General features: G+C 74.6%; 12 protein-coding genes. 8 read left to right on the forward strand and 4 right to left on the reverse strand.

Annotation, left to right across the window (positions count from 1 at the left end):
* Positions 1-97: 97 nt before the first annotated feature.
* On the reverse strand, positions 98-1,891 hold the full coding sequence (locus OG689_RS29715; RefSeq protein WP_266323934.1) for a long-chain fatty acid--CoA ligase: 1,794 nt from the start codon (positions 1,889-1,891) through the stop codon (positions 98-100).
* Between the two features lie 287 nt (positions 1,892-2,178).
* Here OG689_RS29715 and OG689_RS29720 point away from each other — a divergent pair, with 287 nt between their 5' ends.
* The 5 genes from OG689_RS29720 to OG689_RS29740 all read left to right on the forward strand — a co-directional run bounded on the left by OG689_RS29720 (position 2,179) and on the right by OG689_RS29740 (position 6,652).
* Positions 2,179-2,613: an SRPBCC family protein gene (locus OG689_RS29720; RefSeq protein WP_191291657.1), complete on the forward strand. Its 435-nt coding sequence runs from the start codon at positions 2,179-2,181 to the stop codon at positions 2,611-2,613.
* Positions 2,614-2,629: 16 nt separating this feature from the next.
* Positions 2,630-3,847 carry an ArsA-related P-loop ATPase gene (locus tag OG689_RS29725; protein ID WP_266323935.1) on the forward strand — a complete coding sequence of 406 codons (1,218 nt, stop codon included), beginning with the start codon at positions 2,630-2,632 and terminating at the stop codon, positions 3,845-3,847.
* 67 nt (positions 3,848-3,914) lie between these two features.
* Positions 3,915-4,400, forward strand: a complete 486-nt coding sequence (locus OG689_RS29730; protein WP_266323936.1) for a DUF5304 family protein — start codon at positions 3,915-3,917, stop codon at positions 4,398-4,400.
* A gap of 193 nt (positions 4,401-4,593) precedes the next feature.
* A complete protein-coding gene (locus OG689_RS29735) occupies positions 4,594-5,538 on the forward strand; it encodes an ROK family glucokinase (RefSeq protein ID WP_266323937.1) in 945 nt (314 codons plus the stop codon).
* 364 nt (positions 5,539-5,902) lie between these two features.
* Positions 5,903-6,652, forward strand: coding sequence for an endonuclease/exonuclease/phosphatase family protein (locus tag OG689_RS29740; protein ID WP_266327509.1), 750 nt, complete (start codon positions 5,903-5,905; stop codon positions 6,650-6,652).
* Positions 6,653-6,704: 52 nt separating this feature from the next.
* On the opposite strand, the gene OG689_RS29745 is transcribed toward OG689_RS29740, so the two are convergent.
* The 3 genes from OG689_RS29745 to OG689_RS29755 all read right to left on the reverse strand — a co-directional run bounded on the left by OG689_RS29745 (position 6,705) and on the right by OG689_RS29755 (position 9,457).
* Positions 6,705-7,727, reverse strand: coding sequence for a DUF4352 domain-containing protein (locus OG689_RS29745; RefSeq protein WP_266323938.1), 1,023 nt, complete (start codon positions 7,725-7,727; stop codon positions 6,705-6,707).
* A 160-nt stretch (positions 7,728-7,887) separates the two neighbouring features.
* The gene (locus OG689_RS29750) at positions 7,888-8,652 is read right to left on the reverse strand and encodes a hypothetical protein (RefSeq protein WP_266323939.1); all 765 of its coding nucleotides are present in this window, start codon (positions 8,650-8,652) and stop codon (positions 7,888-7,890) included.
* A gap of 10 nt (positions 8,653-8,662) precedes the next feature.
* The gene (locus OG689_RS29755) at positions 8,663-9,457 is read right to left on the reverse strand and encodes an alpha/beta fold hydrolase (protein ID WP_266323940.1); all 795 of its coding nucleotides are present in this window, start codon (positions 9,455-9,457) and stop codon (positions 8,663-8,665) included.
* A 222-nt stretch (positions 9,458-9,679) separates the two neighbouring features.
* On the opposite strand from OG689_RS29755, the gene OG689_RS29760 reads away from it, so the two are divergent.
* The 3 genes from OG689_RS29760 to OG689_RS29770 all read left to right on the forward strand — a co-directional run bounded on the left by OG689_RS29760 (position 9,680) and on the right by OG689_RS29770 (position 12,522).
* Positions 9,680-10,552, forward strand: a complete 873-nt coding sequence (locus OG689_RS29760; RefSeq protein ID WP_266327511.1) for a lysophospholipid acyltransferase family protein — start codon at positions 9,680-9,682, stop codon at positions 10,550-10,552.
* 174 nt (positions 10,553-10,726) lie between these two features.
* On the forward strand, positions 10,727-11,854 hold the full coding sequence (locus tag OG689_RS29765; protein WP_266327513.1) for a MacS family sensor histidine kinase: 1,128 nt from the start codon (positions 10,727-10,729) through the stop codon (positions 11,852-11,854).
* On the forward strand, positions 11,851-12,522 hold the full coding sequence (locus OG689_RS29770) for a response regulator transcription factor (protein ID WP_073923301.1): 672 nt from the start codon (positions 11,851-11,853) through the stop codon (positions 12,520-12,522). Before OG689_RS29765 ends, OG689_RS29770 begins: the two co-directional genes overlap by 4 nt.
* The last annotated feature ends 157 nt before the right edge of the window (positions 12,523-12,679 follow it).

Below are 12,679 nucleotides of genomic sequence, written 5' to 3' on the forward strand. Positions count from 1 at the left end.
CGCGGCCCGGCCGGGGGAGGGGACGCCGCCGCCGCACGCGTACGGCCCGCCGGGTCACCTGGACCTGGCGGGCCGTACGCGTGCGGCGGCGGGGTGCTCAGCGCTGGTAGAGCGCCTCCACGTCCGCCGCGAAGTCCTTCAGCACCAGGTTGCGCTTGAGCTTGAGCGAGGGGGTGAGGTGGCCGCCGGCCTCGGAGAAGACGGTGTCCAGCACCCGGAACTTCTTCACCGCCTCGGCGTGCGAGACGGCGGCGTTGCCGTCGTCCACCGCGGACTGCAGGGCGGCCAGCAGGTCCGCGTCCTCGCGCAGTTCGGCGACGGTGGCGGTGGCCGGCTTGCCGTTGACCTCCTTCCAGCGGGGGAAGAAGTCCTCGTCCACGGTGATCAGGCAGGCGATGAACGCCCGGCGGTCGCCGACCACCATGACCTCGCCGACCAGCGCGTGGGCGCGGATCCGGTCCTCGATCACCGCGGGGGCGACGTTCTTGCCGCCGGCGGTGACGATGATCTCCTTCTTGCGCCCGGTGATCGACAGGTAGCCCTCGTCGTCGAGGGTGCCCAGGTCACCGGTGGCGAACCAGCCGTCCCGCAGCGCCTCGGCGGTGGCCTGCGGGTTGTTCCAGTACCCGGTGAAGACCTGCGGGCCCTTGAGCAGCACCTCGCCGTCCTCGGCGATCCGCACGGCGGAGCCCGGCAGCGGCTGGCCGACGGTGCCGATCTTCGGCTTGTCGTGCGGGTTGAAGGCGGTGGCCGCGCAGGTCTCGGTGAGGCCGTAGCCTTCCAGCACGGTGAAGCCGATGCCCCGGTAGAAGTGGCCCAGGCGCTCGCCCAGCGGGGCCCCGCCGGAGATCGCGTGGGTGGCCCGGCCGCCGAGCGCCGCGCGCAGCTTGCTGTACACCAGCTTGTCGAAGAGCTTGTGCTTCAGTCTCAGGCCCAGGCCCGCGCCGCCCTGGTCCAGCGCCCGGCTGTACGCGATGGCCGTGTCGGCGGCCCGGTCGAAGATCTTGCCCTTGCCGTCCGCCTGGGCCTTGGCCCGGGCGGTGTTGTAGACCTTCTCGAAGACCCGGGGCACGCCGAGGATCAGCGTCGGCCGGAACGAGGCCAGCTCGGCGGTGACGTCCTTGATGTCCGAGACGTGGCCGAGCTTGATCGGGGCGATCGCGGCGGCGATCTCGGCGATCCGGCCCAGCACGTGGGCGAGCGGCAGGAACAGCAGCACCGAGCTCTCGCCGGTCCGGAACAGCGGCTCCAGGCGGGCCGTCACGTTGCCCAGCTCGGACAGGAAGTTGCCGTGGGTGAGCTGACAGCCCTTCGGGCGCCCGGTGGTGCCCGAGGTGTAGACGATGGTGGCGATCGTGTCGGCGGTCGGCACCGACCGGCGCTCGGTCACCGTCGCGTCGGTGACCTTGGCCCCGGCCACGGCGAGCGCGGCCAGCGCGCCCCGCTCGATCTGCCAGGTCTGCCGCAGCTCCGGCAGCCGCTCCCGGACCTGCTCGACCACGGCGGCGTGGGAGTCGGTCTCGGTCACCACCGCGACGGCCCCGGAGTCGCCGAGGATCCACTCGACCTGCTCGGCGGAGGAGGTCTCGTACACCGGGACGGTGATCGCGCCGGCCGACCAGATCGCGAAGTCCAGCAGCGTCCACTCGTAGCGGGTCCGCGACATGACGCCCACCCGGTCACCGGGGACGATGCCGGCCGCGATGAGGCCCTTGGCGGCGGAGTGCACCTCGGCCAGGAACTGTGCGGCGGTCACGTCGCTCCACTGCCCGTCGGCCTTTCGGCTGAGCACCGCGACATCGGGGTGCCGCTCGGCGTTCTGGTGCACCAGGTCGGAGAGGTTACCGCCGCTCGGTACCTGGTAGAGGGCCGGAAGGCTGAAGTCGAGCAAGACTGCTCCTCGTTCGCGACGCTGCGGGACGCCAGGACGTTACTGCCCAGTAGGTGGGTTCGGCCAGGGGGGTCGGCTCCGGTGTTCGAAGCGTCACACCTGGGCCTCGCCCGGCCCGGCCGGGACGGGATCGTTCGAATGGCACCCTACGGCAGCGCCGGGGTGACCTGCCGGTAGCCCCCGGACCCACCTGACGGGCCGTGGGCCGAGCGCCATGCCGATCGCGATAGCCTGCCCTCGGCGCACAGCCGACCGGCACGCACGGGATCACGCGGAGGGCCATTCCAATGGCGGAGCACACCAGGGCGAGCATCACCATCGAGGCAACCCCGGCCGAGGTCATGGCCGTGATCGCCGACTTCGCCGCCTACCCGGCCTGGACGGGCGAGGTCAAGGAGATCGAGGTGCTGGAGACCGACGGCACCGGCCGGGGCGCCCAGGTCCGCCTGCTGCTCGACGCCGGCGCCATCCGCGACGAGCACGTGCTCGCCTACACCTGGGACGGCGACCGCGAGGTCGGCTGGACCCTGGTCAAGAGCCAGATGCTCCGCACCCTGGACGGCTCCTACACCCTGGCCCCGCTGAAGAGCGGCGGCACCGAGGTGACCTACCAGCTCGCCGTCGACGTCAAGATCCCGATGCTCGGCATGATCAAGCGCAAGGCCGAGAAGGTCATCATCGACCGTGCGCTCGCCGGTCTGAAGAAGCGCGTCGAGGGCTGACGGCGGACCACCGGCGATGACGGCGAACAGCTCCGACGCGACCCCCGCCGGCGCCGGCCGCCCGGCCCCGGCCCGCACCGTCCTGGTCAGCGGCGACGGCGGGACGGCCACCGTCGCCGCCGCCACCGCCCTGCACGCGGCCCGGCGGGGGCACCGCACCCTGCTGCTCGCCGCCGACGACCCGCACCGCACCCTGGACTCCCTGCTCGGCACCCGCCTGAGCGCGCAGCCCGTCGAGTACGCCCCCGGGCTTCGGGTCGCGCGGATCGACGAGCAGGCCGTCTTCCGGCAGGCCCTCGGCGCGGTCGGCGACCGGCTGAAGCCCGCCCTGGACCTGCTCGGCGCCGACCCGCTGGACCCCGAGGAGCTGACCGCCCTCCCCGGCACCTCCCGGCTGGCCATGCTGCGGGCCCTGCACACCGCCGACGCCGAGGTGCTGGTCGTCCTCGCCCCGCGGCCCGCCGAACTCACCGCCGCGCTCGCCCTGCCCGAGCAGCTGGAGCGCTACCTCGCCCGGCTGCTCCCGGAGCAGCGCCAGGCCGCTCGGGCGCTGCGCCCGCTGCTGGCCGCGGTGGCCGGGGTCCCGATGCCCGCCGAGTGGCTCTACGAGGCCCGGACCAAGGCCGTCGCCGCGCTGGCCGACGCCCGGGCCGCGATCACCGCGCCCGGTACCTCGGTGCGCCTGGTGGTCGAGGCCGAGGCGTACCCGGTGGACGAGCTGCGCCGGATCAGGGCCGGCCTCGCCCTGCACGGCCTGCGGCCCGACGCCGTGGTCGTGCACCGCGCGCTGCCGGCCGCCGCCACCTCCTCGCCCGACCCGTGGCTCGCCGCGCTGGCCGGCCGCCAGCGCGAGCTGCTGGAGGCCCTGGCCGCCGAACTGGACGTGCCGCTGCTGGTCGGCGCCCTCCCCGAGGTGGCCCTGGAGGAGCTGGCCGACCAGCTGTACGGCGACGGCGAGGGCCCGGCCCCCGCCGCCCCCGCGCCGTGGACGGTCGAGGACCGGCTGGCCGAGGAGGGCCTACTGGTCTGGCGGATCGGCCTGCCGGGCGCCGACCGGGCCGATCTGGACCTCGTCCGGCGCGGCGACGAGCTGGTGGTCGGCATCGGTGCGTACCGTCGGATCCTGGCGCTGCCGTCCGCGCTGCGCCGCTGCACCGTCACGGGTGCGGCCCTGGCCGACGGCGTGCTCGCCGTGCGCTTCGCCCCTGACCCGGCGCTCTGGCCCCGGGGCTGACCGGCGGATTCCGGTAGCGTCGAGGGAGGCGGCCGCGGGTGCGGCCGCAGCTGAGGAGGCGCCCGCGATGACCACTGCCGACGACCGGACCGGCCGGCCCGCCGAGGAGAGCGCCGACCGGGGGCGCCCCGGCGACAGCGACGGCCCCGAGGCCGGACCCGGCCTGGGCGGGCGGCGGGACGCCGGCCCGGAGCATCCGTTCGGTCCGGAGCTCGGCCTGCTGGTGGACGAGGTCCGGCGGCTCGCCAGGGCCGTCGGGGAGAAGGCGGAGGAGGCCGGTGTGCCGCAGTTCGCGGCGGCGGCCCTCGGTTCGCTGGGTTCGCTCGCCTCGGGCGGTTCGCCGGGCTCCCTGGGATCGCTCTCCGAGCTGCCGGGCGCGCTGCGTGCGAAGCACCCCGAGGTCTACGGACACCTCTCCGCGGCCGGCGGTGAACTGCTCGCCGCCTATCGGGCCGCTGTCTCCGGGCATGAACGCCGGTGGGCGGCCGGGGACAGTGCCCGCAGTGAGCACATTGACCTCGACACGCCTGACGGACCGTCCGACAAGGAGTGAATCACCAGGTCAGGCATGGTTACTCAGGGCGGACGGGAGCTGACGCAGCGATTCGAAACGTACGACTTTTGAAAGCGGACAGCCATGTTCCCACGGGATTGCTTTCGGATAATGTAGGCGCCGGTGTGTACGGGAGCAGGTTTGGACGGTACCTTTCCGTCCAGCGGGAACGAGATGAATAGCTGAGGGACACATGGCTCTGACCATCGGCGTCGATGTCGGCGGTACCAAGATTGCGGCCGGCGTGGTCGACGAGGCAGGCGAGATCCTGGCCCGGACCCGGGTACCCACCCCGGCCGACCCCCAGTGGGCGGTCGATGCCATCGCACAGGCAGTACGCGAGCTCAAGGAACTGCACCCGGACGTGACGGCGGTGGGCGTAGGGGCCCCCGGCTTCGTCGACCGGGACCGCTCCACGGTGATCTTCGCGCCCAACATCGACTGGGAGAACGAACCGCTCAAGGCCCGGATCGAGGAGCTCACCGGCCTGGAGACGGTCGTCGAGAACGACGCCAACTGCGCGGCCTGGGCCGAGTTCCGGTTCGGCGCGGCGGCGGCCCACTCCGACATGGTGCTGATCACCGTCGGTACCGGCATCGGCGGCGGCATCGTCCTGGACGGCCGCCTGCACCGCGGCCGGTTCGGCGTGGCCGGCGAGATCGGCCACCTCAACATGGTCCCCGACGGCCTGCTCTGCGGCTGCGGCGGCAAGGGCTGCTGGGAGCAGTACGGCTCCGGCCGCGCGCTGCGCCGCTACGGCCGCGAGAAGTCCGCCGCCGACCCGGTGCGCGGCAAGCGGATGCTGGAGCTCAACGACGGCGTCGCCGAGACCATCCGGGGCATCCACATCACCGAGGCCGCCGAGGACGGCGACCCGCTGGCCCTGGAGTGCTACGACGAGCTGGCCGACTGGCTCGGCCGCGGCATGGCCGACCTGGCCGCCCTCTTCGACCCGGGCGTCTTCGTGCTCGGCGGCGGCGTCTCCGACTCCGGCCGGCTGCTGCTCGACCCGGTCGCCAAGTCCTTCCAGCGCTACCTGACCGGCGGCGTCCACCGCCCGCGTGCCGAGGTCGTGCTGGCGTCGATGGGTTCGGCCGCCGGCATCGCCGGCGCGGGCGACCTGGCCCGCACCGTCTGATCCGCAAAACCCGACCGGTCGGCCCGTACGACCCGGTCACTGCTTCGCCGACGGCGGGGCGGGGAGGCCCTCACCCCCCGCCCCGCCGTCGCGGCGTTCTCCGGCCGGCCGCCGCTGCCGGTCCGGCTGCCCGTGACGGCCCCGCCGCCGTCGTCCCGGCGTGCCTCCTGCCGGCCGGCGCGGTGTTCCCGACACGCGTCCCCGTCCCGTCGCGGCGTTCCTGGCCCGCACCGGCCGGTGCCGGGCCTATGGTGGCCGGTGGACCGCCCGAGGCGCAGGAGGGGACGACACCGTGACCGACCAGCCCCGGAGCCCCGGGCCGCCGCCGCTTCGGACGCCCCGGGCCCGCCCGGCCCCGCCCGCCCTGCCGGCCTCGGGGCCGGGGCCGGACGGCGGCCACCGGGTACGCCTGCTCAGCTACAACATCCGCTCCCTGCGCGACGACCGGCGCGCCCTGGCCCGGGTCGTCCGGGCCTGCGAGCCCGACGTGGTCTGCGTCCAGGAGTCCCCGCGCTACTGGCGCCCCGGCGGTCAGGCCGCCTGGCTGGCCCGGCGGACCGGTACCGAGATCCTGGCCGGGGGCGGGCGGATCGCGGCCGGCCCGCTGCTGCTCGGCCGCCCTGGCCTCGAAGTCCTCGCCGTCCGGGACCGGCTCCTGCCCAAGACCCGCGGCCTGCACGCCCGCGGGTTCGCCACCGCCCTGCTCCGGGCCGGCGACAGCGCCGCCTTCTCGGTCACCAGCTGTCACCTCAGCCTGGACCCTTCGGAGCGGTACACCCAGTTCGAGCTGCTGCCGGAGCAGATCGCGCCGGGGGAGCACGGGGTGATCGCCGGCGACTTCAACGAGCATCCCGACGGCCCGGGCTGGCAGCTTCTCGCCGGACGGCTCCAGGACGGCCATCCGACCGCGCCCTGGGGCGGCACCTTCACGTCCGTCCCCGACAACCCCTACCAGCGCATCGACGCGGTCTTCGCGACGCCCGGCGTCCAGGTGCTGGCCTGCGGCGTCCCGCACGGCCTGCCCGGGGTCGACGAGGCCGACCTGCGGGCCGCCACCGACCACCTGCCGGTGCTCGCCGTGCTGGAGATCCCGGCGCCGACCGGGTGGCCGTGAGCGGTCCCGTCGGGGTGCCGGCCCACGTCCGGGGGAGGGGCGGCGGGGCGGTTCAGTGGATGTCCGCGCCCACGATCACGCCGCCGCGCACGGTGTAGGTGCCGGCGAACACCCGGTGGCCGCCGTCGTTCTGCACGGCGTCCAGGACGACACCCACCACCGGGCCGTTCACCGACGTGACGGTCAGGTTGTCCCGGGCGGTGGAGGCGAAGCCCGCCTTGAAGTCCTGGTACGAGGAGTTGAGGTTCTTGCCGCCCAGCGCCCAGGCGGTCGGGTAGTCCTTGGCGTTGACGGCGGCGTAGTACGCCTCGACGGTCGCCCGGGCGTCCGCGGCCGGTGCGCCTGCGCCGCCGGCCGAGGCGGCGGGCGGGGAGGCACCCGACGGGGCGCCGGTGGCCTGCGGGGCCGTGGTCGCCTGCGAGCTCGTCGCCGCCGGGTCGACCCGCCACTGCCCGGTGGCGTCGGCCAAGCCGGAGTCCAGCGTGAACTGGACCTTTGCGAGGGTGGAGCCGGCCGGCAGCTGGAAGGAGATGAACCCCAGAGCGGTGTCCCCGGGCGCGACGTTCACGGTGGCGGGGAAGGGCGGCCCGGCCTGTGTGGTGACGAAGATGTCGGCGTTGAACCCCTGGCCCTGGCCGTCGATCACCTGGGCACCGTTGGAGGGGGCGTCGGAGTAGACGGCGGTCCCGATGTTGTGCAGGCGGAACTGCACGGACACCAGCCGGTTGCCGGCCCTCGGGGTGGAGAACTGGTCGTTCGGCGCGGCCGGGTCGACCACCTGCGTCACGGTCACCGCCATCCGGGACCCGGACGCGCTGCCGGGCAGCTCCAGGGTGTCCCCGACCTGTGCCCGCGCGGCCGTCCCGCCGTTTCCGCCGTTCCCGCCGGAGGGTCCGGACGGTAACCCGGCGGACCCGGACGCCGCCGTCGATCCGGCCGGTGCGGTGGAGCCCGCTGCGGTGGAGGCCTTCGACGCGGGCTCGGTCTCGATCGAGTGTGCGGAGCAGCCGGCCAGCGTGGCCAGTGTCAGGCCGGCCAGCAGCGAGACCGCACGGACGACAGGGGTGGCACGCATGGCCGTCGCCTCCCGGAGGAGCCGGAACCGGGCGGACACCCGGCCCTACCACCGTAGGCGGCGGCCCACCCGCCCGCGCGCCCGGACGGGTGGGGCGGCGGTGCCGCGCGGGGGCCGTCCGCGGCGGGCGCCGCCGTGCGGACGGACGACCGCGCGGGAGTCAGACGACCGCGCCGCCGTGCGGGTCCTCGTCCTCGTCCTCGTCGCGGTCCTTCATCCGGACGACCAGGGTGACGAAGCCGCCGAGGAAGGCGGTGACGCCGACCCAGGCCGGCCAGCCGGCCACCTCCTGCCAGAACACGGCGTCGAAGAGCAGCAGCGCCGGGCCGCCGAGCACGGCGAGCCAGGCGAACTTGGAGGTGACGTCGGCCTCGGGGAGCGGCGGGGGCTCCGGCGGCACGAAGTGGCCCTCGTCCGGGTCCTCGGCGGCCTCGTAGTCGCGCGGGCCCGCGGCCGGGACGACCGGCTGCGAGGGGCGCGGGCGGGGCTGCGGGGCCAGGTCGGAGAGGTCGGTCGCGGCGCTCCCCGGGCCGCTCCTGAACTCGCCCTTGCCCCGCAGGTTCTCGCTCTCGGGCCAGTCCGGGGCGTTCAGGCCGACGGGTTCGTCGAACTGCGCGACCAGGGCGGCGAAGATCTCGTCCTGCTCGGCCTGGCTGCGTTCGGGCACCCGCCGGGCCGGCGGCGCCGCGCCCGGCTCGGCCGCGCCCGCGGCAGTGCCCGCGGCACCCCCGGCGGCCGTGGGTCCGGTACCGCCCGCGGCTCCGGCCCCGCCCCCGGCGGCCGTGCCGCCGACGGGCTCGGCGGCAGGCCCCCCGGCGCCGTCACCGGCGTCCGGGCGCTCGTCCGCCGGCTCCTCGGCAGCCTTCTTCAGACCGTCCTCGCGGGGCGGTTCGTCCTCGCTGCCCGCCGTGCTGCTCTCGTGCACTTCCGGCCCTTCAGCCTTGGTGATCGTCGGATTCGACCCGGGTGGCACCCGTCGCGAGCGAAGGGGCCAGCCGTCGGATGAAGTCCAGACTCGCCCCGAATATTTCCGCCGCGTCGTGGTCCAGCGTCGCGACGTGGAAACTGCGCTCGCACAGTCGCTCCGTCACGTCGGTCGAGGATATCCGGGCGAGGACCAGTTCCGAGTTGGCCGGCGAGACCACGTGGTCCTGCGGGCTGTGGAAGAGCAGCACGGGCTGACGCACCTGCGGGAGCTTCGCCTGGACGTCCTTCCACAGCAGGGACAGCGACCAGGCGGCGTGCAGCGGGGTGCGGTCGTAGCCGACCTCGTGGGAGCCCTCCAGCGCGATGTCGTCGGCCACCCCGGGCAGGCTCGGCACCACGTGCCGCAGCACCGGGAGCAGCACGCTCGCGGGGTTGTCGGAGCGCACCGACGGGTTGACCAGCACCACGCCGGCGACCGCCGGGCCGTGCACGGCCGCCAGTCGCAGGGCCAGCGAGCCGCCCATCGACAGGGCGAGGACGAAGACCTGCTCGCAGCTCTCGCTCAGGGCCAGGAACTCTCGTTCGACCTCGGCGTACCAGTCCTCCCAGCGGGTGACCTGCATGTCCTGCCAGCGGGTGCCGTGCCCGGGCAGCAGCGGCAGCGAGACGGTGAGGCCGGCCTCGACCAGGTGGTCCGCCCAGGGGCGCAGCGACTGCGGGGAGCCGGTGAAGCCGTGGCAGAGCAGGACGCCGACCGGGCCGCCCCGGTGGTGGAAGGGCTCGGCACCGGGCAGCAGCGGCATGAGTGGGGGCTCCTTCGCGTTCGCGGGGGTCGGCGACCGCGCGCGGGTGGCCCGGGCGGGAGCGCTGGAGCCGCATCGTCCCACGCGCCGGGTCGGCTCGTACACCCCGCCGGGAGGCCCTGCGCACCCCGCCGGGGCGGGGCGGCGGCACCGGGGAGGGCCGCTGGGCATTAGGATCGACCGGTCCGCTAAACAGGAGGCCCGGCGTTGTTCTACCGACTGATGAAGATGATCGTCGCGCCATTGCTACGGATCTTCTTCCGGCCGTGGATGGAGGGGGCGGAGAACATCCCCGAAGAGGGTGCCGCGATCATCGCGAGCAACCACCTCTCCTTCTCGGACTCCTTCTTCCTGCCCGCGCTCATGAAGCGCCGGGTGACCTTCATCGCCAAGGCGGAGTACTTCAACACCCCCGGGGTGAAGGGCAAGTTGACCGCGGCCTTCTTCAAGGGCGTCGGCCAGCTCCCGGTCGACCGCTCGGGTGTCCGCGGCGCCGGCGAGGCGGCGATCCGCAGCGCGGTCGCGGTGATCGAGCGCGGTGAGCTGTTCGGCGTCTACCCCGAGGGCACCCGCTCGCCCGACGGCAAGCTGTACCGGGGCAAGGTCGGCGGCCTGGCCCGGGTCGCGCTGGCGACCGGCGCGCCGGTGATCCCGGTGGCCATGATCGACACCGAGAAGGTGCAGCCGCCCGGCCAGGTGGTCCCCAACTTCGGCATCCGTCCCGGCATCCGGATCGGCCGCCCGCTCGACTTCTCCCGCTACCAGGGGATGGAGAACGACCGGTTCATCCTGCGTTCGGTGACGGACGAGGTGATGTACGAGATCATGCGCCTGTCCGGCCAGGAGTACGTGGACATCTACGCGACCGCCGCGAAGCGGCAGATCGCCGACGAGAAGAAGCGCACCGACGCCGACCGCAAGGCCGCCCAGAAGGCCGAGCAGGCCGCCCTGAAGGCGGAGCGGGCCGAGGCGGAGAAGGCCGAGAAGGCCGCAGCCGAACAGGCGGCGGCCGAGCAGGCCGAGCAGGCCGGGCAGGAGGCCGGGACCGGCCGGGAGCAGAAGGCCGACGACGAGAAGGACAGCGGTCAGGCCTAGCCGCCACCGCCAGGGGAGGGGCTCATGACGGACGGCAGCGGTACCCCCGGCGGCGGAGCCGGTGGCGGCAGCGGTACGGGTACCGGGACCGCACTCGCACGACCCGCCGCCGGCCCGGTCGCCGGCGGCCTCGCCGGCCTCACCGGTGTCGGTGGCACGCTGGCGGCCGGCGGGATGTCCGTCGAGCTGCCGCTCTGGCGGGCCATCTCGTACTTCCGGGTGCTGGCGCTGGGCTACGCGCTGCTGCGGTACCTCAACTCCTACGGCGACTTCCTGCACCCGGTCGCCGGCTGGATCTACCTGGGCGCCCTGACCCTGTGGACGCTTGCGACGATCCGCGCCTTCGCCGGCCCCCAGCGGTGCACCTGGTACGTGCTGGGCACCGATCTGACCCTCACCATGACCGGCGTGGTGATGAGCGGCCTGGTGGACGCCCCGGCCCGGATCCAGGCCGGCGCGCCGACCCTGCCCACCATCTGGGCGGCCGGTACCGTCCTCGGCTTCGCCGCCAAGGGCGGCTGGCGCCCGGCGGCCTTCGCGGGCACCCTGATCGGCGTCGCGAACATCTTCGGCCACGGCGGCTTCACCGGCGACAACGTCCACAACATCGTGCTGCTGATGGTGGCGGGCTGCGCCATCGGGTACGTGATCGAGCTGGCCCGCGCCAGTGAGGCCGCGCTCACCCGGGCCCTGCAGGTCGAGTCGGCCACCCGGGAGCGCGAGCGGCTCTCCCGGGACATCCACGACGGCGTGCTGCAGGTGCTGGCGCTGGTCCAGCGCCGGGGCAGCGAGCAGGTCGCCGGGAACGGGCCGGGGCTGGCCGAACTCGGGCGGCTGGCCGGGGAGCAGGAGCGCGCGCTGCGCGCCCTGATGACCGGCGGGCCGCTGCCGCACCAGGGCCCGGCCGAGCAGGAGGACCTGCGCGCGCTGGTCGCCCCGTACGCCGGCGAGCGGGTCACCGTCTCCGCCCCGGGCACCCCGGTGCTGCTGCCGGGCCCGGTGGCCGCCGAACTGGCCGCCGCCGTCGGCGCGGCCGTGGACAACGTGCACCGGCACGCCGGCCCCGGCGCCCGGGCCTGGATCCTGGTCGAGGACGAGCCGGAGGCGGTCACGGTCAGCATCCGCGACGACGGGCCCGGCTTCGCGGCGGGCCGGCTCGGCGAGGCCGAGCGCAGCGGGCGCCTCGGTGTCTCGCAGTCGATCCGGGGCCGACTGCTGGACCTCGGCGGCGCCGCCGAGCTGTACTCGGTGCCGGGCGAGGGCGTCGAGGTCGAACTGCGGGTCCCCAGGGAGGGAGCATGACGGTGGAACAGGACGCCCTGCGGGTGATGGTGGTGGACGACCACCCGATGTGGCGGGAGGCGGTCTCCAGGGACCTCGCCGAGGCGGGCCTGGACGTGGTCGCCACCGCCGGGGACGGCGAGGAGGCGGTGCGCCGGGCCCGGGCCTGCAGCCCGCAGGTGGTGGTGCTAGACCTCAACCTGCCCGGCCTGCCGGGGGTCGAGGTGTGCCGTCAGGTGGTGGGGCAGGACCCGTCGGTGCGGGTGCTGGTGCTGTCCGCCAGCGGCGAGCACGCGGACGTGCTGGAGGCCGTGAAGTCGGGTGCCACCGGGTACCTGGTGAAGTCCGCCGGGCGGGACGAGCTGCTGGACGCGGTGCGCCGTACGGCGGTCGGCGACGCCGTCTTCACCCCCGGCCTGGCCGGGCTGGTGCTGGGCGAGTTCCGCCGGCTCGCGGCCGAGCCGGCGCAGGCGTCCGCGCCCGCCGCCCCGCAGCTCACCGCGCGGGAGACCGAGGTGCTGCGGCTGGTCGCCAAGGGGCTGTCGTACCGCCAGATCGCCGACCGGCTGGTGCTCTCGCACCGGACCGTGCAGAACCACGTGCAGAACACCCTGGGCAAGCTCCAGCTGCACAACCGGGTCGAGCTGGTCCGGTACGCGATCGAGCAGGGCCTCGACGACGAGGCCTGACGGCCCGTCCGTCCCGCACCCGTCCGTCCCGCACCCGTCCGTCCCGCACCCGTCCGTCCCGTACCCGTCCGTCCCGTGGGGCTGCGCCCGGTTCCCCCTCGTCCCGTACCCGTCCGTCCCGTACCGTGCGCGAAGGCCGGTACGGGACGGACGGGGG

This window comes from Kitasatospora sp. NBC_00240 (assembly GCF_026342405.1).
Taxonomy (GTDB): Bacteria; Actinomycetota; Actinomycetes; order Streptomycetales; family Streptomycetaceae; genus Kitasatospora.

Coding starts and splice junctions, on each gene's coding strand:
- OG689_RS29760 (WP_266327511.1), top strand. CDS start 9,680: ATGAAGATGATCGTCGCGCCATTGCTACGGATCTTCTTCCGGCCGTGG.
- OG689_RS29720 (WP_191291657.1), top strand. CDS start 2,179: ATGGCGGAGCACACCAGGGCGAGCATCACCATCGAGGCAACCCCGGCC.
- OG689_RS29770 (WP_073923301.1), top strand. CDS start 11,851: ATGACGGTGGAACAGGACGCCCTGCGGGTGATGGTGGTGGACGACCAC.
- OG689_RS29765 (WP_266327513.1), top strand. CDS start 10,727: ATGTCCGTCGAGCTGCCGCTCTGGCGGGCCATCTCGTACTTCCGGGTG.
- OG689_RS29735 (WP_266323937.1), top strand. CDS start 4,594: ATGGCTCTGACCATCGGCGTCGATGTCGGCGGTACCAAGATTGCGGCC.
- OG689_RS29730 (WP_266323936.1), top strand. CDS start 3,915: ATGACCACTGCCGACGACCGGACCGGCCGGCCCGCCGAGGAGAGCGCC.
- OG689_RS29725 (WP_266323935.1), top strand. CDS start 2,630: ATGACGGCGAACAGCTCCGACGCGACCCCCGCCGGCGCCGGCCGCCCG.
- OG689_RS29755 (WP_266323940.1), bottom strand. CDS start 9,457: ATGCCGCTGCTGCCCGGTGCCGAGCCCTTCCACCACCGGGGCGGCCCG.
- OG689_RS29745 (WP_266323938.1), bottom strand. CDS start 7,727: ATGCGTGCCACCCCTGTCGTCCGTGCGGTCTCGCTGCTGGCCGGCCTG.